Genomic DNA, 24,536 nt, shown 5'->3' with positions numbered 1-24,536 from the left:
TTAAGCAATCACTTCTTTTAAGGGACCTGTGGAAGAATCATAGCGCGCCGCCATTTTCTCTGACATATTGAAGCGCGCGGTCTTCACACCTACAGTATTTAGAATAGAGGTATATAAAGCGTTGATGGGACGAGTCCCGTCAAGCTGAGTAAAACGACCGGTCTTAAAAGCACCGTTACAATCGCCTATTAGAATAAATGGCCATGTCTCACCCTTAGTATGCTGCTTGTCAGCATTGTTACTCGTGTAGACTATGAGTGTATTATCCATCATCGTGCCGCTTCCTTCTGGAACGCTCTCGAGCTCCTGAATGAGTTTGACTAACATTTGTGAATTGTATTGTCGTATTTTAATCCAAATCGGATTATCATGCTGAGGCATATGACCTAAGTTATGACCTTGCTTCTCCACCCCAAGCCCTTTCCAGGACCCAAAAATTTCGCCTCTGCCTGAGCCAATAGTTAAGACATTAGTCATTCCAGACTTCAGTGCTGAAATCCCTAAATCTAGCAGCCTATCATGCCAATCAGTCTCGAAAGTTGGATTTGTATAGAGTTTATCTAGTTTCGGCGCGAATTGAGCCAAGTCACCTGAGGCTTTATCGAGGCGCGCTCTCAATCCATTCATTTGTTCAAAACCTTTTGTAAATTGGCTATAAAGGTTTTTGTCATAAGCGGGTAAACCTACACCGCTTGTCCGAGCAATATGCTCAATACTCTTGAGCATTGATGAGTGGGCTTCATGCTGGTTTTTAAGCTCTCCCGTTGCGAGACCACCATAGAGTAATTTATATAAATGCAAGGGATTGGAATACATGAAAATAGGCTGGCCGGCACCACTGGCTGATAAGGTGGCTATAGTAGGCTTAGCGCTCATATTTCCTAAGGAGTCCATCCCAATAGCCAAGTGAGGAAGAAGCGTCTTGGGTAAGACTCGACTCAATTCATAATCGATTGTGGAGGCACTGGGGGGAACACCATCTGCGCCTCGATAGCCACCTAATGCACCAAAAAATGCACTGTGATTGGGGGAGGTATGTTTTCCGTGTAAACCGTTAATGATATGCATTTTTTGCCGGTAGGGCTGAAGTGCTTTTATGGGTTCCGGTAAAGTAGCGTTAGCGAGAGAGCCACTACTTGTCATGCCCAGGGGAATACATGTCTTTGGTTCGAAACCCTGATTTTGGAGAAAGAATATCACGCGCTTGGGACCACCTGAAAAATTAGTGGACAGGTTACTTGGAGGAGCTAATTGTGAATACAGATTTGAGCTAAGAGCCATGGAGCCAAAACCTCCCAAAATTGTCTTCAATGCATCTCGACGGTTTAAATTATTCATAATGCCACCAATTAATCAGTTAGAAATAAATTTTTAGGACTGCTTTAAGATCAAAATAGCTAAGCCTTACTGGTGATACTCCCTTTTTAAACGAAATCTTGCAGCTAGTCTTAAATAAAAGGACAAATAAGACAATATTCAATATTTTACAGGGCTTTTGCCCGTAATAAAATAGCCCTAATCCACAGGAAAAGAGCCATGAGAGAAATAAGGGCTCGCGTATGTGCGTCCGGCATATCCTCTGAGAACCTTATCCATAATGTTGACTTTTTCGGGCATTTGTGCAGCGAGATTATTTTCTTCGCGATAATCAGTTTTCACCTTGTAGAGGCGTATATCACCCGTATTCATGCTGCGCATAAATTTATAATCTCCCATGTTCAAGGCTTTCGATAGTATGGGCAATCACTCAATCGTGGACAATGTGATAGCCTTGACCTACGGCAAGTCTGCCAAGGTGAAGAAGACTCAGAAAAGGAAAAAGTAAGCCACAAGAAGAAAAAAATGTTAATTGTAAAAGGAAAAAATCTTGTGGAATAGCTCAGGCTAGTGGTAAAAAGCAAGCTTTGAGTTCATTTATATCATATAGAGATCTGTACAGAGAATAATTAAATTATTATGAATCTAATTGTTAGATTGTATAGCTTTAAGCGATTCACTTGGTGTAATGATTTAAAAGTTTGAGAAGGTAAATGAACAAAGCAAAATACATTTTTTTCAGTCTCGTAGCCGGTCTCTTGATAGCTACCTTCATCTTATCTAAAAATGATCCCTCAGAAACAGGTGAAGTACAGCAGACTTTAGACTTCTATTGTGCTGCGGGAATGAAACTCCCCGTAACTGCAGTGGTCAAAAATTATGAGCGCGATTTTGGCGTCAAAATCAATATTATATATGGCGGATCTGGGACCTTATTAAACAATTTAGCGGTAGCGCAAAAGGGTGACCTCTACTTAGCTGCCGATTTCAGTTACATTACTTTAGCTCGTGAGAAAGGTCTTTTAGCCGAAGCTATTCCCGTGAATCAACTGCGTGCGGGCTTGGCTGTGGCCAAAGGCAATCCTCATGGGATTCAATCACTTCAGGACTTGCTCGATAAAAAAGATTTAAAAATTGGCTTGGCCAATCCCGATGCAGCTTCGGTGGGTAAATTCACAAAAAAAGTTTTGACTCAACACAAATACTGGGAAGCCATTGAAGCGCGTGTGAAAAATGACGGCGTTTTTACTGGTACAGTCAATGAACTGACTAATAACCTCAAACTTAGTTCAATCGATGTAGCGATCGTGTGGGACGCGATTGCCGCTCAGTATCCCGAATTAGATTTTGTGCCACTTGCCGAATTTGATTCAAAGCCAAAAAATACCACGATTGGTATTTTAAAGTCCACTGAAAATTCAGCTCAAGCACTGCACTTTGCACGTTACCTCACAGCGCGAGATAAAGGTTTAGTGCACTTTGAGAAAATGGGTTTCAAAATTGTCGATGGTGATAAATGGGCCAATAAGCCCGAACTCAATTTCTTTGGGGGAGGAATGCTAAGACCTGCAGTGGAAGAAAGCATTCGCGAATTCGAAAAGCGTGAAGGGGTCATAGTGAAGACCACTTTCAATGGTTGTGGGATTCTCGTTTCTCAGATGGAAGCTGGGGCAAAACCCGATGCTTATTTCGCTTGTGATCGAAAATTTATGGAGCAAGTTCAGGATCGCTTCGATGCATCAACAGATCTAACGAGCAATGACATAGTGATTGCGGTAGCGAAGGCCAACCCTAAAGCGATTCATTCACTAAATGATTTATTAAAACCGGGTGTAAAAGTTGGCTTGGGTCATCCCGATAAATCAGCTTTAGGTCATCTCACGATGGAAATGCTCAAGTCGGTGAATCTTTATGATAAAATCAAGACGAATGTTGCTGTGGATTCGCCTACAGGAGATTTTTTAATCAACCAGATCAGTATACATTCAGTGGATGCCGTCATTATCTATAAGAGTAATTTTATGGCCAGTCCCAGTGCAGTACGTGAATGTGATATGATTGAGATTCCACTCGAAGAAGCTAAAGCGGTACAACCCTACGCGATTTCCAAGGATAATGATCATAAAGAACTGCTGAAACGTTTAATGATTCAAGTCACGAGTCATCAAGAGCGCTTTACAGATATTGGTTTCCATTGGCAGGGAGCCGTGAGTGAGTAAGCCAACAAATACTGAAAAAGTAGCAGAAAGTATAAGCGTAAAGATGCGCAAAGTACCTTCTGATAAGCCCTTTATTATTGGCCTTGCTTTTATTTTTTCACTCTACCTTTTATTGATTCTAGGGATGTTAGTGGCAGATGCCAATTACACGAGTTTTGCGGATATCGCAAAAACTCTGCAGAATCCCGATATTCAGTACTCGTTAAAAATCACTATGTTGAGCTGCTTTATTGCCACTATTCTCAGTATTATTGTTGCGGTGCCCACGGGCTATTTACTGGCGCGTTTTCGCTTCCCGGGCAAAGCCTTACTCGATGCCTTACTCGATATTCCGATTATTCTTCCGCCCTTGGTGATTGGCTTGAGTTTACTCATCCTCTTTCATAAATTCGCTATTTTTGGTACGAGTATTGAAGAGTGGTGCGTCATTATTTTTACTAGTATCTACTCATTTTTTAGTGGTAAAGAACCTGATTTTTCCGTTGGGGTGACCTATAAAGTTCCGGCTATTATCCTCGCACAATTCAGTGTTTCTTGTGCCTTTGCGGTACGTACTATGCGCAATACTTTTGATCAAATGAGCCCCCGCCAAGAACAAGTTGCGATGACTTTAGGTTGTAATCGCTCACAGGCCTTTTGGCTGATTGCAGTTCCCGGTGCTTGGCGCGGTATTTTGACTGCAGCCGCACTCGCCTGGGCACGAGCTCTTGGGGAATTTGGTCCCATACTAATTTTTGCGGGTACGACTCGAGGTCGAACAGAAGTACTTTCCACTTCGGTGTTTTTGGAAATCAGTATCGGTAACCTCGAAGGAGCCGTCGCAGTTTCAATGATCATGGTCGTCATCGCTTTAGCCGTATTGTTTTTAGTACGACTTCTCGATGGTCGCAAAGGAGGTCTTTATGATATCAATTAAAGATTGTACGATTCAGGCCGGAAAGTTTAAGATTTCAGATATTAATATCGAGATTCCTACGGGTGGCTATGGAATTCTTATGGGTAAAACGGGATCGGGAAAAACGACTATTCTCGAAGCTCTTTGCGGACTTCGCAAAGTGTCTGCGGGTACAATTAGCATTAATGGACAGGATATTACGAAAAAACGTCCAGCAGAGCGAAATATAGGTTTTTTACCGCAAGATATTGCTCTCTTTGATCACATGTCAGTGTATGAACATATTGCTTTTGGTATGCGAATTCAGAAATGGGATAAAAAAGTTATCGATAGTCGCGTCCATGAATTGGCGGATCAATTGCAAATTAATCATTTACTCGAACGTAAGCCTGCGGGACTGAGTGGTGGCGAAAAGCAGCGAACGGCCATGGGTCGAGCCTTAGCCGTACGTCCCCAAGTTCTTTGTTTAGACGAGCCCTTGAGTACACTTGACGATGATACCCATGAGGACGTCATCAATTTAATAAAGGCAGTCACTCAAGAAAATCAGGTGACAACTTTACATATTACCCATCGAAAATCAGAAGCGTCTTTACTTGGAGATCATTTTTTTGAGCTTAGCGAAGGCCGCATTATCCAAAATAAGGAATCCTTTTTATGAAAAGAGTTCTCCCGTGTACTAATATCTTCTCATTGGCGGCAGCTTAATCCTAAGGAAAAAAAATAATGACTCTTTTTAAACTCATACGCAAAGAAATTATTCATCGTAAAGTGAATTTTACTTTGTCCATTTTAGCCGTGGCGGTAGCAGCGGCGAGCTGGCTTTTGAGTGAAGCTTTCCTCAAGAGTTCAAATCTGAAATCTGAGGCCGTCATTCAAGAAAAAGTTGACGAAACCGAAGCACATATGAAAAAGCTTGAGGATGATATTCGCAAATCTATGAAGGGGCTTGGCTTTAATATTTATATTTTTCCCGAGGGACAGGATTTGAGTGAAGTTTATGCTCAGGGTTATGCCAGCAAAACCATGCCAGAGGAATATGTATACAAACTCGCGAACTCAAATATTGTCACGGTCAATCACCTGCTACCGACTCTAACTCAGAGTCTTGAGTGGCCTGAATATAAGAGAAAGATCGTTCTAATTGGGATTCGTGGACAAGTGCCCAAATCCCATGGTAATCCCAAGAAACCTCTCGTGAACCCCGTGGCCGAAAACGACATGGTCTTGGGTTATGAACTGCACACCAGTTTAGGCCTCAAACAAGGTGATAAAGTGATATTTATGGGGAGAGAATTTAATGTGTCAAAAACTCATCGCCAAAGAGGGACACAAGATGATATAACGGCATGGATCAATTTGGGAGTATGTCAGCAATTACTTAAGAAAGAAAAGCGTATCAATTCAATTTTGGCTTTGGAATGTAATTGTACTACAGTGGATCGTATTGGTGATGTTCGTAAAGAGCTCTTAGCGATTTTGCCAGGGACGCAAATTATTGAACAAGATAGTAAAGCTTTAGCTAGAGCGGAGGCACGAAGCAAAACGAAAGAGACAGCCACTCTAGAAATCGAATCAATCAAAAAACAGCAGAATGAACTTCGCAAGAAGCGTGAGAATATGGTGGCAATCATGGTGCCATTTGTCGCGCTCTTATGTATGGCAACAATTGCGCTCTTAGCCTTTTTAAATGTAAGAGAACGAATTTATGAATTGGGCTTACTGCTGAGTTTAGGAGTAAAGACGAGCAAGATATTATTTGCTTACTTACTGAAAGCTTGCTTGGGTGCTTTGCTTGGAGCAGGTATAGGAATTGGCATGCTTTATCTGTGCCTTCAGTTCGGTAAAGAGTCTTATTTTAATGCTCATTCGGCTTGTGTGTTGGTGCAGAGTTCGAAAGTACTAATCATTATTATTGCCATGCCGGTCTTGGCAATGTTAGCTACTTGGTTGCCAGCTTTATGGGCAGCACAAACTGATCCTGCGGAGGTTCTTCGTCATGACTAATTCTTTAGAAATTCAACAAGCCTCAAAAGCCTACAAACGAAAAAACCAGACGCCTGTCCAGGCTTTAGATAAAGTTGATCTGAAAGCACAAAGCGGTGATTTTATTGCCGTGCTTGGTCCTAGCGGATGTGGTAAGTCTACGCTGATGTTAAGTGCAGGTGGCTTATTGGAACTCGATTCTGGGAAAGTTGTGGTCAATGGTCAAGATCTTAGTCAGTTATCGAGTTCGCAAAAAGCAGAGTTTCGAGCTCAGAATATCGCCTATGTGTATCAAGAGTTCCATCTCATTAGCTATCTTAGTGTGATAGATAATGTGCGCATTGCGGACCTCGCATTGGGAGCTGGATCTGAAGAAAGAGCTAAAGATATTTTGAATCAATTTGGTCTTGGTGATCGCGTGCATCACTTACCCTCGGAACTCAGTGTCGGTGAGCAACAACGAGTAGCACTTTCACGTGCGATCTATTCAGGAGCAAAGATTATTTTAGCCGATGAGCCCACGGGTAATTTGGATAGCGAAAATGCCGAAATAGTGCTTAAGGCATTGAGAGATTTTACCGAGCAGGGTGGTATTGTCTTAATGGTAACACATGACGACCGTGCAGTCGCTTATGCACAGCAAAAATTGACGATGGCTGCTGGGCATTGGGATTCATAAATTTAAATTTATAGAGGAGTATGATCAATGCTAAATAAAGTAAAACTCTGGGGACAATTAAAGCATCTAGCAGGGGAAGAATACCTCGAGGTCGCTGATGCCTCCACAGTGAATGATCTCATTTTTAAGCTTGCAAAGCAAAAATCAGAAATAAGTGAGATGCTCATCGTCGACAATAAACCAAATCCATCGATTCTCGTGTTTATCAATGATAATCAGCACCTCTGGGAAACGGAAAGGTCATTGACTGAGACTGATTCTATTACTTTGATGTCACCCATTGCAGGAGGTTAAAATGAAGCCTCTTAATCAAGAAGAAAAAGATACTTATGCTTGGCAAACAACGGTTCCGGGATTTGGTGAAGAAGGCCAAGTTAAGCTCAAGGACTCTACGGTATTTATTTCTCGTTGCGGAGGCTTAGGCTCTGTGGTCGCTTATGAACTGGCGGCAGCAGGCATAGGAAAAATGATTTTAGCCCACGGAGGCAATGTTAAACATTCGGATTTAAACCGTCAGTTACTAATGACGCATGATTGGCTCGGAAAGCCACGAATTGAATCCGTTGAACGCCGTTTAAAGGAGCTCAATCCGCGCTTAGAGATTGAGGCAGTGAATGCCAATGTGACTGAAGAAAATGCGCAGGCATTGATGAAAGAAGCTGACCTAATTATTGACTGTGCGCCACTTTTTGAAGAACGTTACCTGATGAATCGTGAAGCCATTGCCAATAATATTCCCTTAGTGGAATGTGCGATGTTTGAAATGCAGGCTCAGATTACGACTATAATTCCAGGTAAAACACCTTGTTTAGCCTGTATTTATCCAGAGAAACCTGCTGCTTGGAAACGTCGTTTCCCCGTCTTTGGTGCCGTATCTGGTACAGTCGGCTGTATGGCCGCGATGGAAGCGATCAAAGTCCTTAGCGGCTTAGGTGATACGCTGGAGAATCGTTTACTTAGCTTTGACCTACGCGACATGACTTTCATGAAGAGTCCCATTATGAAGCGCGATAATTGTCCCGCTTGTTCTGGGAAGTAAATCATTAATATTTTACTTGGTGACTTAGACTAAATTAACCATTTCTGTTCATCGCGTATTTGGCGTGGTGATTTACCCGTATTCTTTTTAAAGAAGTGACTAAAACTCGCTGAATCGGCAAAGCCAATGCTGGCAGCAATTTGCTGAATGCTAATCTCGCTTCTTTCCAAAAGTGCGCTTGCTTTACTGAGGCGTAAAGAACGCACTTCAGTCATAATGGGCTGTTTGCCTTCTTTCGCAAAGAGGCGAACGATCTGCATTTTACTAAGCTTAAATTCAGAAGTAATGAGTTCTACACTCAGTTTTTCCTCGAGATTATTTTGAATAAATTGCAGGATTTGTTCAATGAGTGAGTCAGGCTTGCCGCTGGATGGAATAGTATCGTTTTGAGCTATGCGCTGTAAGAGATACTGTGCCGATGCATTTTTATAGAGCTCACTTTTGGGCTGATCAAAAAAATCTTCATCAATGAGAGCTAGGCTGAGTTCATCGGCCTCATGAGCGAAATTTAATGAATCCAAACAGGTCGTTAAAATAAGATATTTGGTCTGTGATTCATGACTCTCAATGGAGAAACTTTGTAATCCAGATTCAAAAATTTCACCGATATCCATAGTATGACTCTTTTCAGGATGGGACAAAGTGAGTTCTCCCTCAAGAAGGATGAGAACTTGGCCCGGATTTAAGCGATGAGAATCTGTAGAATAAGTTTGCATGTGACACAATAAGTTATGTAGGAAATAAGTCAAAAAGATATTTTTAGACAATTTTAATTGTTTAAAAGTTGCAATAAATCTTTTTATCCTTATAGTTCATTTATAATAAATGACCAAAAAAGGATAAAATTATGGCCGAAGTAAAGCTTAGCAAACTCAAAAAAGTTTATGAGGGTGGTGTTGTCGCCGTCCATGAATCGGATCTTCATATCGAAGATAAAGAATTTATGGTTTTAGTGGGCCCATCGGGTTGTGGTAAGTCCACAACATTGCGCATGGTAGCTGGCTTAGAAGAAATTTCGGGCGGCGAACTCCATATTGGGGATCGTTTAGTGAATGATGTAGCACCCAAAGATCGTGATATTGCGATGGTTTTTCAGAATTATGCCCTTTACCCACATATGACGGTTTATGATAACATGGCTTTTGGTCTCAAGTTGCGTAAAACTCCCAAGGCAGAAATTCAAAAGCGCGTCATGGAAGCTGCCGAATCATTAGAATTGACTGATTACTTGAAGCGTAAGCCCAAAGCTTTATCTGGTGGCCAACGTCAGCGCGTGGCTCTTGGTCGTGCGATAGTTCGTGATCCAGCCGTATTTTTACTCGATGAACCACTTTCCAACTTGGATGCAAAAATGCGGGTGGGAATGCGTAAAGAACTTAAGTTATTACATCAGCGTTTGCAGACGACGATGATCTATGTGACCCATGATCAAATAGAAGCAATGACTTTGGGTAATCGTATTTGTGTGATGAGTCATGGTTATATTCAGCAAGTGGGCAAGCCCCTCGATGTCTATGATTTCCCAGTAAATAAATTTGTGGCGGGCTTTATCGGTACGCCAACAATGAATTTCCTCGAGGGTGACTTACGCGAAGAGGGTGATTCCGTTGTTTTTGTGAGTGCGGATGTCAAGATTCAATTACCGAAAGTAAAATCTGATAAATGCCGTGCTCATTTAGGCAAAGCTAGCTTTGGAGTACGTCCCGAGAAAATGACGATTGCCAAGCAAGCAGCTGAAGGTATTTCTTTTAAAGGTCGAGTAGAATTCATTGAAAAACTTGGTGATACCCAGCAAATATTTTTGAAAGTGGGGAATCAGTCAGTGACTGCTACTGCCGAAGCACATTATGAAATAGAAGCGGGTGACGATGTGTTCTTAGCTCCTGATATGGAGCGCGTGCATATTTTTGCAGGAGAGCACGAAGCAAATATTACGCTTTAGTTAGCGAGAGATTTTATCAAACGGGCAGAGTTGATTCTGCCCGTTTTTTTTGTGTAGATATAAGTTAGATTTATGGCTTACTTGCTAAGCCATGGTCCATCAAAGTAAGGCCAATTTATTACTTAATTAAGGCAGTCTAAGGGCGGAGCCTCGCTTAATGGGTAATTGTGGGAAATATTAAACTACTCGACTAAGTAGATGAGAGGGGATGATGCACCACACACGAGAAGGACTCTGTCCCTCTCGAGCTCTCCTGCCGTATGGGCAAATGCTTTTTGTCCGCCTGTGGAGGCTCTCCGCCCAAGCTTAATCAAACCATTCGTCATCGGGATCAAAGGCGGGTACGGGAATATTGACGATTTTCATTTTTCCAATGGCACGGTGACGGCAGCCGGGCTTGATGAGAATGGTGGAATCCTTGCGTACAGGGATGAGTTCACCATCTAACTCCATATGGCCTTCACCTTCTAAAACGAGATAGATTTCGGTCATTTTCTTGTGGTAATGAAGTTCTGAATCCTGTTTGATATCCACCATATGGATACTGGCGATTTGATCGGGATCCTCAGTGAAGGCACGGCGGGTTTCACCACAGGGGCAGTTGGTAGGAGAAATTTCATCAAAATGTGCGACAGTAAATTTTTTGTTCATAGCGAGCCTTTTTGTTTTAGCATACAGCGCGAGTTTATTGCATGCAAATAATAGAATAGGTAAAAGTTCTCTAGATTTGCCTAAAATGATTAAAGATGAATATGTTGGAATGTCAGCGGATTCCCATTATTGCGCATAATCAAATATAATTTCGTATTTTGCAAATTGCTTATACTTGACTCAGTCTTTAGCTTGGAGAAACAAGTTAAGGAATATTATTTGATGAAAACTTTTATGGACGAAAATTTCCTTCTGACTAATGCAGTTTCAGAAGATTTATATCACAATCACGCGGCTAAAATGCCGATCATTGATTACCACAATCATTTACCACCAGAAGATATTGCGAGCGATCGTTCTTTTGCGAATATGGCAGAAGCTACCTTGGAAGGAGATCATTACAAGTGGCGTGGAATGCGCGGCAATGGTGTGGATGAACATTTTATTACTGGTGCGGCTAAACCCGAAGAGAAGTGGCAGAAATGGGCTGAGACAATTCCCTATACCATGCGTAATCCACTTTATCATTGGCAGCACCTTGAGCTTCAGCGATACTTTGGAATTAATGAAACCTTGAATGGGGATAATGCCCAAAAAATCTACGGTATGTGCAATGAGCAATTATTAAGCCAGAGCCATAGCTGCAGAAATTTGCTAAGGCAGCAAAATGTCGCGGTGCTCTGTACCACGGATGATCCTACGGATAATTTAGAATATCATAAAACTTGTGCGGAAGAAATTAGCGATTTCAAATCATTGCCAACATTTCGTCCTGATAAGGCGATTGCCTTAGAGGATTTATGCGCGTGGAATGAATGGCAAGATCGTTTAGCCTCAGTAAGTGGTCAAAGCATTTCAAATTTTGATGATAGTTTGAAAGCCTTAAAACTTCGCCATGATTATTTCCATGAGAAGGGCTGTCGTCTTTCAGATCATGGTTTGCCAAGAGCTTATCACTGTGAGTTTAGTTCAGCCGACGTATCTGCGGCTTTCGCAAAAGCACGAGCGGAGCAAGACTTAAACGAGCAAGAAAAAGAAATCTTATGTACGGCCTATATGCAAGCTTTTGCTCGTTGGAATGCGGAGAAGGACTGGGCGATGCAATTGCACCTTGGGCCCATGCGTAATAATAATACTAAGATGTTTGGGATTGCGGGTCGAGACGCCGGTTTTGATTCGATGAATGATTTACCAATAGCCGAAAAGCTCTCACGTTTTCTTGATAGTTTAGCCGTAGAAGATCAGCTTCCCAAAACAATACTTTATAATTTGAACCCAAAAGATAATGCAGTTCTTGGTACAATGATCGGCAACTTTCAGCAAGCTCCAACAGCAGGCAAAATTCAGTTTGGATCGGGCTGGTGGTTTTTGGATCAGTTAGATGGTATGGAAAAGCAAATGAATGATTTATCTAGCTTTGGTCTCATTAGCAAATTCGTGGGCATGCTTACGGATTCACGTTCCTTTTTATCCTTTCCTCGTCATGAGTACTTCCGTCGTTTACTTTGCGATTTATTCGGACGTGATGTCGCTAGTGGGAAATTGCCTGATGATCGCAAATTTCTCGCTCAAATGATAGAAGATATTTCGTATAATAATGCAAAAAATTACTTTAAATTTTAGGAGAATAAAATGAGTTTACAGAATGAAATTTGTGTCGTTACGGGCGCTGCAGGCGTTTTATGTTCAGCTTTGGTTGAAGCCCTTTTAGAAGATGGCGGTCGCGTGGCTCTCCTAGGAAGAACAGAGAGTAAATTAATTGATTTAAAGAAGCGTCTCGCTGAAAAAGGTTATGATCAGACCTTAGTGGTAGCTGCGGACGTATTAAACCCAGAAAGCTTGCGCGTAGCGAAAGCAAAAATCAATAAGGATTGGGGCAAAGTTTACTTGCTTGTGAATGGAGCGGGAGGAAATCACCCAAAAGCTACCTCACCTGCAGAGCAAATGACCGCAGGAACATCCATGGAAGACAGTTTCTTTGGTCTTGATGCGGATGCTTACTCACAAGTTTTTGATTTGAACTTCAAGGGTTCATTCATTCCGGCACAGATTTTTGGTGAAGATATGATTGAAGCTGGCGAAGGTAATATTGTGAATATCTCTTCTATGTCAGCTTCGCGTCCATTGACCAAAGTGGGTGCCTATTCAAATGCAAAAGCAGCCGTGGATAGTTTTACTCAATGGCTCTCAGTTCATTTGGCGCAGAAGAACATTCGCGTCAATGCGATTGCACCAGGATTTTTTGTTTCAGATCAAAACCGCTTTTTACTCTACGAGAAAGATGCTAAAACCTTGACTGCGCGTGGTCAGAAAATCATAAATAATACTCCCATGCATGAATTTGGTAAGCCGGAAGATCTCAAGGGTGTAATGAAGTTTTTAGCGGGTTCAGAGTCGCGTTTTATCAATGGAATAATTTTACCTGTAGATGGCGGCTTCTCTGCATTCGCAGGAGTTTAGTTATGGTTTATGTGGTAATGGGAGTGAGTGGCTGTGGTAAGTCAACAATCGCTGAAGGTCTGGCGACAGTTTTAAAGGTGCCTTATCACGATGGCGACGATTTCCATCCTCAAGCTAATATAGATAAAATGTCTTCTGGAGAGGCGCTAAATGATGATGATAGAGCGCCATGGTTAGAGCTTTTAGCCGTAAATATTCAATTGTGGAATAGAGGCGATGGTGTGGTGCTTGCTTGTTCTGCGCTGAAAGATAAATATAGACAGATTTTAAGTAAATTTGGCGGAGTGACTTATGTTTACCTCAAAGGAAGTCGTGAACTTATCTTGGCACGGATGCAAGAACGTCAACATTTTATGAAGCCGGAGATGCTAGATAGTCAGTTTGAGACCCTAGAAGAACCCACAAAGGCGATAGAAGTTGATATTAGTAAAAGTACGGAAGAAATCATTGGAAATATAATGGAGAAGATTGATGCTAATTAATGATGGTGCTGCAGATAGAGTTATTAGTAAAGTAGAGCTTGAGGCTCACTTAGATAGATTTATAGCTATTAATTGCAAAGGTGTGAAGCGCTTGCTTTTATTGCCTCCTGATCATACTCGACTCAATTCCCGTGCGGGTGAAATCACGGCTTACCTTTATGAGAACTTAAAGGATCAGTGCGAGATCAATCTTATGCCTGCTCTGGGGACACATGTACCTATGACTCCGGCTCAGTTACACATGATGTTTGGCAAAGATATTCCATTAGACTCCTACATGCCACATGATTGGCGCAATGCTTTGGAAATACTGGGTGAGCTTTCAGCACAACGCATTAATGAATTATCTGAAGGCAAACTTAATTTCCCGATGGAAGTAGCGGTGAATAAAGAAGTCTTTAATAATTATGACCTCATTGTGTCGATTGGTCAGATCGTGCCTCACGAAGTGATTGGTATGGCTAATTACACAAAAAATGTGATGATTGGCGTAGGTGGTGGCGATACAATCAATAAATCACATTATCTAGGTGCGGTTTATGGCATGGAACGCATTATGGGAGAGACGGATAGTCCTGTACGCAGAGCCTTAAATGAAAGTTATGACGAGTTCGTACGTCCACGAGTGAATCTCCAGTTTATCTTAACTGTCATTGGCAAAGAGGATGATGAACTCGTACTTCGAGGCTTGTATTCAGGTGCCGAAGATGATGTGTTTGAAACTGCTTGTGAACTGAGTCAAGAAGTAAATTTAGATAAGCTGAAAAAACCAATACAAAAATGTGTAGTCTACCTCGATCCAGAGGAGTTTAACTCGACTTGGTTGGGGAATAAAGCGGTTTATCGTACGCGTAAAGCCATGGCAGATAATGGTGAACTCATTGTCTTAGCACCTGATCTCCATACTTTTGGCGAAGATCCTGAGATTGATCGTATGATTCGTAAATATGGTTATTTAGGGACAGCTCAAACTTTGAAGGATGTGGAAGAAAATGAAGATTTAGCTAATAACCTTTCAGCCGCAGCGCATTTAATTCACGGCACTTCTGATGGGCGTTTTAAAATCACTTATTGTCCTGGACCAAAAGTAAGCAAAGAAGAAATTTTAATGGTGGGATTTGATTATGCTTCTTATAAAGAAACAATCAAAAAATACGATCCTGCCAAACTAAAAGATGGTTGGAATATAGTGGATGGAGAAGAGATTTTTTACATCTCAAATCCAGCCCTAGGTCTTTGGACTGTTTAAAGACTTTAGAAAGGATTATTTGACTCGTATGAGTCATTTAATTCTTAAAGAAGATGGCGCGCTTACCGTGTTTTTTGATAAAGAGTTGGTTCATTTGATCGATGTTCGAGAATCCACTGGAGTGAGCTACCTGAGATAGATTAAATGAGGGAGATGATTCGAGTAAGTGAAGGGCCTTTTTGAGGCGGCGCTCATTAATGAAGTGTTTGGGGCTTTGTTGTAATTCTTCACGAAAGGCATACTCAAGCCAACGTCGAGAACGCCCTAAGTGGTCACAAATCATCTGAACGTTAAGTGATTGGGTGAATTGTTGTTCGATGAAATCTAAGGCGATTTTTATTTCAGGGTGTTTCGGGGTGAAAATTTCGGTAGATTTACGCTCTTGGATCCCCAAAGGTTGGATGAGTAAGTCTTGTTGGCAAGCTTCTCCACGCATCAGCATATCGAGTGCTTTGGCTGCTTCAAAGCCGATTTTTTGATCATCTCGTTCAATACTTGAAAGAGGAGGGGATGAAAATTCACAGCTCACGGTATCATTATTAGATCCTAGGATAGCGATATCTTCGGGGACCTTTAAATTCAGCTCTTCGCACGCTTGAATAAGCATTTGAGCACGAGGGTCATGAGCGGCTAGGATGGCGCAGGGCAAGGGGAGATCTTTTAAGAATTGAAGTACTTGCTCATCATTATTAAAAAAATCGGCTCCAAAGGGAACTTCGAGGCAATCGATGGCCTGATTTCTTTGTTCAATTTGTTGTTTATAGCCCATAAACATTTGCTTAGAAAAATGAGTTGAACTCAAACCAAAAAAAGCAAAATTAGTGAAGCCTCGTTCAAAAAAATGGTCGGCGGCTAATTTTCCCATGCTAAAAAAATCGGGGCACACTCTGGGGTGGATCGAATGAGTGAGCGTACCGGAAATATTGATAATTGGAGTAGATAATTTTGAGGCCCAGTCAAGGTCTTCTTGATTGCGCAACATGGCAATGATACCGTCTACGGAATTTTGCTGAATATCGGATAATTTTAAGATGTGGGTTTCTGGATTAGTAATTAATTTCCACTTATCACTCTCACTATTACAGTATTGACGAATGCCATAAGCGGTTTTCTCTAAGTGACTTGATCCCATGGGGAAAGCGAGAGCAATGCGTTTCTTTGCCATTATAAGTATCCAGAAGTTTATGCAAAATATAGCAATAAATACTTTTTTTTGCAAGTCGGTCCTATTTTTTAATCAAATTAGGCAAATAAAACATTTGATCAAAGGGTCTTTTTAATTGTCTTAGTCTTCTTGAGCATGTATTTTTTGATCAAATTCAATAAAATCAATTAAAAATAGGCAAATATTATGAATGTAAAAATATCACTTCTCGCACTGTTCTCATTAGCAGTCTCCTGTGTAAGTAGTTCTGAGCAGCAATCCTTATACAATGATCCTGAGTTCAAGGATACGCTCAATGTATATAATGATGGTCAGTATGAATTAAAAGATGGAGTGGTAGAGCTTACGTCAAAAAAGAATTTCTTTTTTGCCACCAAGAAGCGTTATACAGATTTTATTCTTGAGTACGAAGTCAAGATGCCCGATGTCGAAGAGTATTCGAATTCAGGTGTGATTTTTCGTGGGCAAGTCAAAGAGGGGAAGAGTAAATCTATCATTGGTTATCAAGCAGAAGTCGATCCTAGTGAGCGTGCTTGGAGTGGTGGTTTATATGATCAAGGAAGAAGAGGGTGGTTATATCCCTTGCATGCTAAGCGTTCTGATCGTGATGAAGATTTCAAAGAAAGCAAAGAACCCGTTTGGTCGGAAGCCAAGAAAAAAGTTTATAAGCATTTGGAATGGAATAAATATCGCGTTGAATGCCGTGGTCCTGAAATTAAGATTTTCCTAAATGGATCTCTGATGACTCATGTGATTGATACTAAATCCTCTGAAGGTCATATTGCCATTCAACATCATGGCAGTAAGAAATTCGCGAAGACGGGCAAAACTGATAATATCATCAAGTTTCGCAATATCACAATTCAAGAATTGGAGCTCGCTAAATAATGAGTGATAAAGTCTCGAAAGAAGTACAAATGTTGGATGACGCTCATGCAGCTGGTACTGGTGCAGTAGTTAAGACATACATGAAGTTATCGGGCCCAGGGTGGTTGCAGTCAGCGATTACTTTGGGTGGTGGATCACTTGCAAGTGCCTTGTTTTTAGGAGTTATTGGTGGGGTTGAATTCCTATGGGTGCAGTTAGTTGCGATGGCCATGGGAGTTATTATGCTTTCCGCAATTTCTTACGTTACCTTGAGTACAGAGAAATCACCTTTTAAATCAATGAAAGATAATATCAATCCGGTCTTGGCTTGGGGTTGGTTATTGGCCTCTTTGATGGCGAATATGATTTGGGTTTTACCCCAATATTCATTGGCTTATTCAGCCATGACACAAAATTTATTCCCTTCCATTCCCAATCCGGAAAGCATGACAACAAAGTTGATTATCACAGCGATCATCTTTGCCTTCTCAGCTTTTATTACCATGTGTTATGGCAAGCAGGGCAAGGGCATGAAAATCTATGAGAACTTACTTAAGATAACTGTCGCGGCCATCGTTCTTTGTTTTATGATTGTTGCGGGCAAATTGATTGCAGCGGGCAATGTTGGTTTTGGGGAGATTCTCAAAGGTTTTATTCCCAATTTTAATAAGCTTTTTAAGCCAGCTAGCGAGATCCAAGCGGTCATTAATCAGATTGCTGACCCCGCAGCCCGTGCCTTTTGGACTCAGAATGTAGTTCAAACTCAGCGCGATATTATGGTGTCTGCTGCAGCGACTGCCGTAGGGATTAATATGACTTTTTTACTTCCTTTCTCAATGCTAAATAAGGGTTGGGGCAAGAAGCATCGTGGCTTAGCGATTTTTGATTTATCTACTGGTATGGTGATTCCTTATGTACTAGCGACTTCCTGTGTGGCGATTGCTGCCGCTGTGACTTTTCATGCGAAACCTTTTGAGGGGCTGACGCTACAGAAAGATGGAATTGTTCAAATTGTAGAAGGTCACAAACAAGCGCCCAAAATCCAAGCTGCTCTCGAGAAGAGAACTAAGCTTGTAAAAACTGAGATTGATAATGATGAAATCTTATTGGCCAGTATGCTTGTGAAACGTGATACCAAAGAATTCCCTAAAGCTTTGGAAGTTGCTGTAGGGCCTAAGATGGCACATATAATTTTTGGCTTCGGGGTATTGGCAATGGCTTTATCTACAATATCAATGTTGATGTTGATTAGTGGTTTTGTGGTCTGTGAAATGTTTGGTTTTGAACATGGTGGCAAGGCGCATAAACGCGGAACGCTCTTGGCAACGACGGGCGTTTTATGGCCATTTATCTGGGGGACGGGCTCAGGTACTTACCTAGCAATTATCACTTCGACTTTTGGTTACATATTGTTACCGGTGGCGTTTTTAGCCTTCTTTATGATGATGAATTCCAAAAAAGTCCTTGGCGAAAATATACCTAAGGGTAATAAACGAGTTATCTGGAATGTACTTACAGGGCTTTCTTTAGTGATTACCGGTGTGGCCGCGGGTCATACGGCATGGAACAAAACAATGACTGTGGGAGATACGAGTATTGCCTTTGGTAAGTATTTTCTCATTATATTTATTATCTTGGTCATTATTGGTCAGATTTACATCATGAATAAGCATAAAAAAGAAGCTTTGGCAAAGGGAGCAGGCACTAGTGAGTAGCTTTATTGTCGCTCACGCTCTGCACTTCCATTTTCAAGAAGTTGCAGAGACTTCAATCTTAGTGCTAGGAGTTTTACTTCTAGTGAGTATAAAATATTTTCGAGGTACAAATGAATAAAAAGTTCTTATTGTTTCTTTTTGCATTGATCGCAAATATTAGTGCTGAAAACAAGTATAATGTCGTGATGATTTGTGTGGATGATTTACGCAATGAATTAGGCTGCTACGGAGTTGAGGAAGTTATCAGCCCTAACTTTGATCGCTTAGCTTCTGAGTCGGTGATGTTTGATCATCATTATGTTCAGATTCCAACTTGCGGAGCATCTCGTTATGCCTTGCTTACAGGCCAGTATCCCACGACGAAAGCAAGTATGGGGAATGGTGCCTTTAAGCAGTTAAACAAAGTTCAGCAAGAGGGCGCACAAAGCTTACCCGAACTCTTTCGTCGTAGTGGATATGTGACTTCAGTTATTGGAAAAGTTTCGCATACGGCCGATGGCAGGAATTTCAGTTATAATGGGAAAGGTAAAGGCGACGATGAAGTTCCCTTTGCTTGGGATTGGAAAAAGACTCCTTTTGGAGAATGGAAGCGTGCATGGGGATGTTTCTTTGCTTATGCCAATGGCAAACATCGTGAAGATGGTTCGGGCTACAAACCCCGCATGGAATTTGAAGATGTCGCCGATAATGAGCTTCCTGATGGAATGAATACTGATGAAGCTTTACGTCAACTTGATGAGCTTAAGGATAAACGTTTTTTTCTCTCGCTAGGTTTTTATAAACCTCATTTGCCCTTTGTGGCGCCGAAGAAGTATTGGGACATGTATGAAGGTGTTGATATCAAACTTGCAAAGCATAATAAGAAAGGTTATACGGCTTATTGGCACGGAAGTGGAGAGTTTTATAAATACCAAGGGGATAAAACAAAGCCTCTAAGTGAAAAAGAACAACTCAAGCATCGCCGCGCTTATTATGCCTGCATTTCTTATGTAGATGCTCAAATTGGTCGAGTGATGGATAAACTTAAAGAACTCAATTTAGATCAAAATACGGTAGTGGTTTTATGGTCAGATCATGGTTGGCATTTGGGTGATCACCAAATGTGGGGCAAGCACAATTTACATGAACAAGCCTTGGCTTCACCGCTAATGATTAAAGTTCCTGGGACAGAAGCTAGGAAATGTAGTGCAGTGGTGGAAACGGTTGATATTTTCCCAACGCTCAAAGAACTTTGCCAAACATCATTCACAAAAACACAAAAGAAACTCTCTGGGCAGGATCTCGGGCCCATTTTATTTTCAGTTGATACCCGTGGCCGAGATTCCGCCTTTTCTTTTTGGAAGAATGCCAAGTCAGTACGGACAAAAAATTATCGCCTCATTGTGACGCAAGAAAAGAGTGGTGAAAATAAAAATATTGAACTCTATGATCATCGCAATGATCCAGATGAGATCCGCAATGTGGCAAGAGAAAATCCCGAAGTGGTTTCAGAACTTTTAAAAAAGATTAACAAGAAAATTTAGGTAAACTTATGAGTAAAAAAGTATTTGGAATTGGAATTATTGGCTGTGGTATGATTGCCAACTTTCATGCAAAAGCATTTGCAGCAATGGAAGGCGCTAAATTAGTGGCCTGTTTTGAGCGTAGCCCCGAACGAGGAGAGCAATTTGCAGAAACTTATGGATGCAGCGCTTATTCGGATTTAGATAAAATGCTTGCGAATCCCGCAGTGGACGTTGTTACTATCTGTACTCCTAGTGGAGCGCACATGGAGCCAGCCATTGCCGCAGCAAAAGCAGGGAAGCATGTTCTCGTTGAAAAGCCTGCTGATGTCAGCATTGATAAGATTGATGCGATGATAAAAGCCGCAGAAGAAAATAATGTGCAATTAGCCAGCATCTTGCCCCGTCGCTTTAATGGCGGAACCATAAAGCTTAAAGAAGCGGTGGAATCTGGACGCTTTGGTCAACTTACTTTAGTTGAGGCAGTGACCAAATGGTATAGAACACAGGAATATTACGATTCTGGTGCCTGGCGTGGAACGTGGGACTTGGATGGTGGTGGAGCCTTGATGAATCAATCTATCCATACCATTGATCTTTTACTCAATGTAGCAGGTGACGTCGATTCAGTTTGTGCTTTTGCGGATTGTCTCACTCATGAAAATATCGAAGTGGAAGATACCGCAGTTGCGATCCTCAATTTTAAAAATGGTGCGAAAGGCATTATCCAAGGATCGACTTCTTGTTTCTCTGAAGAAGGCCATGCCGCCGAAGTTAACATTTGTGGCGTCAATGGATCTGCTTTTCTGAAAGATGATAAATTTACTCATTGGGAATTTCGTCAAGAAGAAGATGAAGACAAAAAATTCATGGAAGAATTTGGCTTTGATCCCGATGCAGGTGCCGCGGGTGCCGCCGATCCTTCTGCGATCGATTTCTCTTGGCATCAGCGCAATTTTGAAGAAGTATTAGAGGCCATTCGCGAAGGACGCAAAGTTCCAGCAGATGCCTATGAAGGCCGTAAATCGGTTGAACTGATTCAAGCTATTTATCAATCGGCACTCAATGGCGGGACTAAAGTGACTCTGCCGCTCGAGAAAGCCCCCGAATTAAGACGTTTTAAATAAGGAGCAAGCTATGTATTTAACCGGATTTGCAGATGAAGCTGCAGCAGATTTAGCCACACAAATTAAAGCGACCAAAGAACTTGGTTGGAATGCCATCGAGTCGCGTAATATTGGCGGTAAAAATATTCACGATATTAGTGAAGAAGAATTTGAGAAAACAGTAGATTTACTGAAAAAAGAAGATGTCTATATTAGTTGCTTTGGTTCCGCTATTGGCAATTGGGCAAAGAATATTAAAGATGATTTTTCGATCACTTTAGAAGAAGTTGAGCGTGCGATTCCTCGTATGAATCGTCTTTGTACGAAGATGATACGTATCATGTCTTATGCGAGATGTGAAGGTGAAGAGCAATACAAAGAAGAACGCTTCAAACGCTTGACGGAAGTGGTCAGATTATTTAAAGAAAATGGCATTCAGCCCGTTCACGAAAATTGTATGAATTATGGCGGTATGAGCTGGAAGCATACACTCGAGTTAATGGAGCGCGTACCAGGGTTACAACTCATTTATGATACTGGCAATAGTCCATTTATGAAAGACTATAGTAAAGGTGGTGATGTCTGGCAGGATAGCTGGGAGTTCTACTCACAGATTAAAGAACATATTGCTTATATTCATATCAAAGATTCAATGAATCCAGTAGGGGATAATCCAGAGAAATATACCTTGCCTGGTGAAGGTCAGGGTTACGTGAAAGAGATTTTGAAAGATTTACAATCGCGCAATTACGATGGAGGCATTTCCATCGAGCCACATATGGCAAGTGTTTTTCACGCTAAAGAACGTAGTGATATTGACTGGGATTGGAATTACGAAGTTTACGTTAAATATGGCAAAAAATTGATGGAGCTCCTAAAGGGCATTAGTTATCAAAGAACTCCGTACAATCCACTAACTAAGGCGGTGTAGTCCATGCTAAAAGTAAAAACGCTCTTATTTCTATTCAGTTCCCTAAGTATCTTAGCACAATCCGGAGATAGGAAAGGTCAGATTATGATTGACCCAATTGCGGCGGATAAAATTCCTGCGGCACCGGTTTTAGATATTGATAAGGCATTGGCCTCATTTAAAGTTCAAGAGGGTTTTGAGCTGGAAGTTGTGGCTTCGGAACCTCAGGTTTTTAATCCTGTTACCATGGTTTTTGATGCTGATGGGCGGATGTGGATCTGTGAAATGAATACTTATATGCCTAATGTTGATGGTACTGAAGAGGAAGTCGCGAAATCAAAGATTGTTATTTTAGAAGATAGCAATGGCGATGGCAAGGTTGATAAGCGAACTGAGTTTTTAAATGATATTACTCTTCCCCGTGCAATTGCCTTTGTTCCTGGAGGGATTTTGTATGCTGATAATACACAACTCTTTTTTGTAGAAGTTTTACCGGGACTCAAAGCAGGGAAGCGTGAACTTGTCGATAAAGATTATGCCAAGGGTGGTAGTGTTGAGCATAAGCCCAATACGATGTTGTTCGCATTGGATAATTGGTACTATAACTCTAAGTCATCGAGCTCTTACAGAGCCCTGCCTTTAGTGGCAAAGCTCCCTAAGAATTCAAAAGAAATCTATAAAAATCAATTTTTTAAATTAGTGAAGCGCACGACAGAAAACCGCGGTCAATGGGGACTGACAATGGATGATTATGGCCGTCTTTATCACAATGGTAATTCATCAGCTGTCACGGGTGAATATTTACGACCCGGTTCATTATTAAAAAATCCAGCTTATCGAGCAAAAATGGGAGTAAGTCGTATTGGAGGAAATGCTATTTATCCTATCCGTATGAATCCCGGTATTAACCGTGGCTACATGAAAGGTATGCTGCATGCCGATGGTAAATTAAAGAATTTCACAGCTGCTTCGGGTAGCTTGGTTTATCGTGGAGATCAATTCCCTGAAAAGTATTATGGAATGGCTTTAACGCCAGAGCCGGCAGGCAATTTAATTTCAGCTCGTTTTATACAAGAAAAAGAAGGTTCATTAGCGGGCAAAGAAATTTATAATAAGCAAGAGCTCTTGGCTTCTACTGATGAGCGTTTTCGCCCCGTTAATCTCTACACGGCCGCAGATGGATCCATTTATATTTTAGATATTTATCACGGTATACTTCAGCACAGAGTATTTGTAACGAGCTACTTGCGTAAACAGATCTTATCACGTGGTTTGGATAAAGGTAATAATGAACGTGGACGCATATACCGTTTGCGAAGTACGCAAAATAAGCTTTCTAAAACGGCAAAACTATCAGGCTTATCTGCGAGTCAATTAGTGTCTTACTTATTACACCCAAGTGGTTTAGTTCGTGATACGGCCCGTCAACAACTTGTTTTCAAACAGGATAAAATTGCAGTGCCTGCAATTGTTAAGGTAGTTGGAACTAGTGAAGATCCACGATTGATTATAAATGCTTTGTGGACTTTAGAAGGCCTTGGGGCAGTTAGCCCAAGCGTGGTTCGCATTGCATTAAAAAATGATAATGTGAAAGTGCGAGTGAATGCTTTAGCGGTAGCTGAATTTATGAATGAAGCAGATCGTCAGGCAATGCGTAGCGAACTAATAGCATTTGCGAAACAAGCCAATTATGAAGAAGCGCTACAGCTCCTTTTGATTAGTTCCGATTTCTTTGCTGGCGATGATTTTAAAACGGTTGCGGAGCTCGCAAATAAATTTAAAGGAAAGAAGTATGTGACTGAGGCACTTATGAGTGGTCTCGGTTCAAATTATAAAGACTTTACTGCTTATGCTTCACTACTTAAGGATAAAAAAGCGAAATCGACTTATGCGCAATTGGGCAAGAAAAAAGTCCAAAGTAATTACGCAAAATTATCAAAAGCAGATAAGGCATTATTTAATCATGGTAAAGAACTCTTTTTTGGTCATGCCAATTGTTTTGGTTGCCATGGTCCCGATGCTGAAGGTTTACCCAATATGGGACCGCCACTGGTTAAAAGTGAATGGGTAAACGGCAGTCAAGAACGCTTGATTAAAGTGATGCTTCATGGTTTATATGGTCCTATCACAGTGAACAAAAAGAAATATAATACACCGATGCCGATGCCAGGCTTAGGTGCCAATCCCATGTTCAAAGATAAAGATATTGCGGGGATCGCAACTTATATTCGCAATCATTTTGGTAATAAATCGGGAGCGATATCCGAAAAAACTATTCAAAAAGTTAGAATGGCAACGAAGAAGCAAAGTACTCCTTACCCCGTTTCTGAGTTGCAATAAATAAAGAGTTTA

23 protein-coding genes are annotated in these 24,536 nt (G+C 41.3%); 18 read left to right on the top strand and 5 right to left on the bottom strand.

What is annotated here, in order from left to right:
• Both PQO03_RS07430 and PQO03_RS07425 read right to left on the bottom strand, forming a co-directional pair.
• Entirely contained in the window at positions 1–1,338 is a 1,338-nt protein-coding gene (locus PQO03_RS07430; RefSeq protein WP_274149199.1) for a DUF1552 domain-containing protein, read from the bottom strand.
• A gap of 177 nt (positions 1,339–1,515) precedes the next feature.
• A complete protein-coding gene (locus PQO03_RS07425; protein ID WP_274149197.1) occupies positions 1,516–1,698 on the bottom strand; it encodes a hypothetical protein in 183 nt (60 codons plus the stop codon).
• Positions 1,699–2,030: 332 nt separating this feature from the next.
• On the opposite strand from PQO03_RS07425, the gene PQO03_RS07420 reads away from it, so the two are divergent.
• The 7 genes from PQO03_RS07420 (at position 2,031) to PQO03_RS07390 (ending at position 8,135) form a co-directional block, all read left to right on the top strand.
• Entirely contained in the window at positions 2,031–3,536 is a 1,506-nt protein-coding gene (locus tag PQO03_RS07420; protein WP_274149195.1) for a substrate-binding domain-containing protein, read from the top strand.
• Between the two features lie 43 nt (positions 3,537–3,579).
• Positions 3,580–4,452 (top strand): ABC transporter permease, encoded by an 873-nt coding sequence (locus tag PQO03_RS07415; RefSeq protein ID WP_420792857.1) that lies wholly within the window; start codon positions 3,580–3,582, stop codon positions 4,450–4,452.
• Positions 4,439–5,092: an ABC transporter ATP-binding protein gene (locus PQO03_RS07410; RefSeq protein ID WP_274149191.1), complete on the top strand. Its 654-nt coding sequence runs from the start codon at positions 4,439–4,441 to the stop codon at positions 5,090–5,092. The genes PQO03_RS07415 and PQO03_RS07410 overlap by 14 nt, the downstream gene beginning before the upstream one ends.
• 65 nt (positions 5,093–5,157) lie before the next feature.
• On the top strand, positions 5,158–6,438 hold the full coding sequence (locus PQO03_RS07405) for an ABC transporter permease (RefSeq protein WP_274149189.1): 1,281 nt from the start codon (positions 5,158–5,160) through the stop codon (positions 6,436–6,438).
• Complete coding sequence (locus PQO03_RS07400) at positions 6,431–7,096, top strand: ABC transporter ATP-binding protein (RefSeq protein ID WP_274149187.1); 666 nt, start codon at positions 6,431–6,433, stop codon at positions 7,094–7,096. Before PQO03_RS07405 ends, PQO03_RS07400 begins: the two co-directional genes overlap by 8 nt.
• Positions 7,097–7,123: 27 nt before the next feature.
• Positions 7,124–7,390 (top strand): MoaD/ThiS family protein, encoded by a 267-nt coding sequence (locus PQO03_RS07395; RefSeq protein ID WP_274149185.1) that lies wholly within the window; start codon positions 7,124–7,126, stop codon positions 7,388–7,390.
• A gap of 1 nt (position 7,391) precedes the next feature.
• Entirely contained in the window at positions 7,392–8,135 is a 744-nt protein-coding gene (locus PQO03_RS07390; protein ID WP_274149184.1) for a HesA/MoeB/ThiF family protein, read from the top strand.
• 29 nt (positions 8,136–8,164) lie between these two features.
• Here PQO03_RS07390 and PQO03_RS07385 read toward each other — a convergent pair whose 3' ends face one another.
• A complete protein-coding gene (locus PQO03_RS07385) occupies positions 8,165–8,902 on the bottom strand; it encodes a helix-turn-helix domain-containing protein (RefSeq protein ID WP_274149182.1) in 738 nt (245 codons plus the stop codon).
• Positions 8,903–8,982: 80 nt separating this feature from the next.
• Here PQO03_RS07385 and PQO03_RS07380 point away from each other — a divergent pair, with 80 nt between their 5' ends.
• Positions 8,983–10,077 carry an ABC transporter ATP-binding protein gene (locus PQO03_RS07380; RefSeq protein ID WP_274149180.1) on the top strand — a complete coding sequence of 365 codons (1,095 nt, stop codon included), beginning with the start codon at positions 8,983–8,985 and terminating at the stop codon, positions 10,075–10,077.
• A 306-nt stretch (positions 10,078–10,383) separates the two neighbouring features.
• On the opposite strand, the gene PQO03_RS07375 is transcribed toward PQO03_RS07380, so the two are convergent.
• Positions 10,384–10,728, bottom strand: coding sequence for a cupin domain-containing protein (locus PQO03_RS07375; protein ID WP_274149178.1), 345 nt, complete (start codon positions 10,726–10,728; stop codon positions 10,384–10,386).
• A 222-nt stretch (positions 10,729–10,950) separates the two neighbouring features.
• Here PQO03_RS07375 and uxaC point away from each other — a divergent pair, with 222 nt between their 5' ends.
• Genes uxaC through PQO03_RS07355 form a run of 4 tightly spaced genes read left to right on the top strand, consistent with a single transcriptional unit; the run spans position 10,951 to position 14,919 of the window.
• On the top strand, positions 10,951–12,351 hold the full coding sequence (gene uxaC / locus PQO03_RS07370; protein ID WP_274149176.1) for a glucuronate isomerase: 1,401 nt from the start codon (positions 10,951–10,953) through the stop codon (positions 12,349–12,351).
• Between the two features lie 9 nt (positions 12,352–12,360).
• A complete protein-coding gene (locus PQO03_RS07365; RefSeq protein WP_274149174.1) occupies positions 12,361–13,188 on the top strand; it encodes an SDR family NAD(P)-dependent oxidoreductase in 828 nt (275 codons plus the stop codon).
• Between the two features lie 2 nt (positions 13,189–13,190).
• Entirely contained in the window at positions 13,191–13,670 is a 480-nt protein-coding gene (locus tag PQO03_RS07360) for a gluconokinase (protein ID WP_274149172.1), read from the top strand.
• Positions 13,660–14,919 carry a nickel-dependent putative hexonate epimerase gene (locus PQO03_RS07355; protein WP_274149170.1) on the top strand — a complete coding sequence of 420 codons (1,260 nt, stop codon included), beginning with the start codon at positions 13,660–13,662 and terminating at the stop codon, positions 14,917–14,919. The genes PQO03_RS07360 and PQO03_RS07355 overlap by 11 nt, the downstream gene beginning before the upstream one ends.
• A gap of 37 nt (positions 14,920–14,956) precedes the next feature.
• Here the strand turns inward: PQO03_RS07355 and PQO03_RS07350 are convergent, their stop codons facing one another.
• Positions 14,957–16,084 carry a substrate-binding domain-containing protein gene (locus PQO03_RS07350; protein WP_274149168.1) on the bottom strand — a complete coding sequence of 376 codons (1,128 nt, stop codon included), beginning with the start codon at positions 16,082–16,084 and terminating at the stop codon, positions 14,957–14,959.
• A gap of 186 nt (positions 16,085–16,270) precedes the next feature.
• On the opposite strand from PQO03_RS07350, the gene PQO03_RS07345 reads away from it, so the two are divergent.
• The 6 genes from PQO03_RS07345 (at position 16,271) to PQO03_RS07320 (ending at position 24,524) form a co-directional block, all read left to right on the top strand.
• Entirely contained in the window at positions 16,271–16,972 is a 702-nt protein-coding gene (locus tag PQO03_RS07345; protein WP_274149166.1) for a 3-keto-disaccharide hydrolase, read from the top strand.
• A complete protein-coding gene (locus PQO03_RS07340) occupies positions 16,972–18,666 on the top strand; it encodes a divalent metal cation transporter (protein WP_274149164.1) in 1,695 nt (564 codons plus the stop codon). The genes PQO03_RS07345 and PQO03_RS07340 overlap by 1 nt, the downstream gene beginning before the upstream one ends.
• Before the next feature lie 110 nt (positions 18,667–18,776).
• On the top strand, positions 18,777–20,189 hold the full coding sequence (locus PQO03_RS07335) for a sulfatase (protein WP_274149163.1): 1,413 nt from the start codon (positions 18,777–18,779) through the stop codon (positions 20,187–20,189).
• An 8-nt stretch (positions 20,190–20,197) separates the two neighbouring features.
• On the top strand, positions 20,198–21,295 hold the full coding sequence (locus tag PQO03_RS07330; RefSeq protein ID WP_274149161.1) for a Gfo/Idh/MocA family protein: 1,098 nt from the start codon (positions 20,198–20,200) through the stop codon (positions 21,293–21,295).
• 10 nt (positions 21,296–21,305) lie between these two features.
• On the top strand, positions 21,306–22,205 hold the full coding sequence (locus PQO03_RS07325; RefSeq protein WP_274149158.1) for a sugar phosphate isomerase/epimerase family protein: 900 nt from the start codon (positions 21,306–21,308) through the stop codon (positions 22,203–22,205).
• An 84-nt stretch (positions 22,206–22,289) separates the two neighbouring features.
• Positions 22,290–24,524 (top strand): PVC-type heme-binding CxxCH protein, encoded by a 2,235-nt coding sequence (locus tag PQO03_RS07320; protein ID WP_274149156.1) that lies wholly within the window; start codon positions 22,290–22,292, stop codon positions 24,522–24,524.
• Positions 24,525–24,536 lie beyond the last annotated feature (12 nt).

The sequence above is a fragment of the Lentisphaera profundi genome (assembly GCF_028728065.1).
GTDB classification, from domain to species: domain Bacteria; phylum Verrucomicrobiota; class Lentisphaeria; order Lentisphaerales; family Lentisphaeraceae; genus Lentisphaera; species Lentisphaera profundi.
Note: the sequence above shows the minus strand (reverse complement) of the source record. Positions and strands in the feature narration are given on the sequence as shown.

Excerpts from the sequence above, each read along its gene's own strand:
- PQO03_RS07430 (WP_274149199.1), bottom strand. The coding sequence starts at position 1,338 with ATGAATAATTTAAACCGTCGAGATGCATTGAAGACAATTTTGGGAGGT.
- PQO03_RS07425 (WP_274149197.1), bottom strand. The coding sequence starts at position 1,698 with ATGCGCAGCATGAATACGGGTGATATACGCCTCTACAAGGTGAAAACT.
- PQO03_RS07420 (WP_274149195.1), top strand. The coding sequence starts at position 2,031 with ATGAACAAAGCAAAATACATTTTTTTCAGTCTCGTAGCCGGTCTCTTG.
- PQO03_RS07415 (WP_420792857.1), top strand. The coding sequence starts at position 3,580 with ATGCGCAAAGTACCTTCTGATAAGCCCTTTATTATTGGCCTTGCTTTT.
- PQO03_RS07410 (WP_274149191.1), top strand. The coding sequence starts at position 4,439 with ATGATATCAATTAAAGATTGTACGATTCAGGCCGGAAAGTTTAAGATT.
- PQO03_RS07405 (WP_274149189.1), top strand. The coding sequence starts at position 5,158 with ATGACTCTTTTTAAACTCATACGCAAAGAAATTATTCATCGTAAAGTG.
- PQO03_RS07400 (WP_274149187.1), top strand. The coding sequence starts at position 6,431 with ATGACTAATTCTTTAGAAATTCAACAAGCCTCAAAAGCCTACAAACGA.
- PQO03_RS07395 (WP_274149185.1), top strand. The coding sequence starts at position 7,124 with ATGCTAAATAAAGTAAAACTCTGGGGACAATTAAAGCATCTAGCAGGG.
- PQO03_RS07390 (WP_274149184.1), top strand. The coding sequence starts at position 7,392 with ATGAAGCCTCTTAATCAAGAAGAAAAAGATACTTATGCTTGGCAAACA.
- PQO03_RS07380 (WP_274149180.1), top strand. The coding sequence starts at position 8,983 with ATGGCCGAAGTAAAGCTTAGCAAACTCAAAAAAGTTTATGAGGGTGGT.
- PQO03_RS07375 (WP_274149178.1), bottom strand. The coding sequence starts at position 10,728 with ATGAACAAAAAATTTACTGTCGCACATTTTGATGAAATTTCTCCTACC.
- uxaC (WP_274149176.1), top strand. The coding sequence starts at position 10,951 with ATGAAAACTTTTATGGACGAAAATTTCCTTCTGACTAATGCAGTTTCA.
- PQO03_RS07365 (WP_274149174.1), top strand. The coding sequence starts at position 12,361 with ATGAGTTTACAGAATGAAATTTGTGTCGTTACGGGCGCTGCAGGCGTT.
- PQO03_RS07360 (WP_274149172.1), top strand. The coding sequence starts at position 13,191 with ATGGTTTATGTGGTAATGGGAGTGAGTGGCTGTGGTAAGTCAACAATC.
- PQO03_RS07355 (WP_274149170.1), top strand. The coding sequence starts at position 13,660 with ATGCTAATTAATGATGGTGCTGCAGATAGAGTTATTAGTAAAGTAGAG.
- PQO03_RS07350 (WP_274149168.1), bottom strand. The coding sequence starts at position 16,084 with ATGGCAAAGAAACGCATTGCTCTCGCTTTCCCCATGGGATCAAGTCAC.
- PQO03_RS07345 (WP_274149166.1), top strand. The coding sequence starts at position 16,271 with ATGAATGTAAAAATATCACTTCTCGCACTGTTCTCATTAGCAGTCTCC.
- PQO03_RS07340 (WP_274149164.1), top strand. The coding sequence starts at position 16,972 with ATGAGTGATAAAGTCTCGAAAGAAGTACAAATGTTGGATGACGCTCAT.
- PQO03_RS07335 (WP_274149163.1), top strand. The coding sequence starts at position 18,777 with ATGAATAAAAAGTTCTTATTGTTTCTTTTTGCATTGATCGCAAATATT.
- PQO03_RS07330 (WP_274149161.1), top strand. The coding sequence starts at position 20,198 with ATGAGTAAAAAAGTATTTGGAATTGGAATTATTGGCTGTGGTATGATT.
- PQO03_RS07325 (WP_274149158.1), top strand. The coding sequence starts at position 21,306 with ATGTATTTAACCGGATTTGCAGATGAAGCTGCAGCAGATTTAGCCACA.
- PQO03_RS07320 (WP_274149156.1), top strand. The coding sequence starts at position 22,290 with ATGATTGACCCAATTGCGGCGGATAAAATTCCTGCGGCACCGGTTTTA.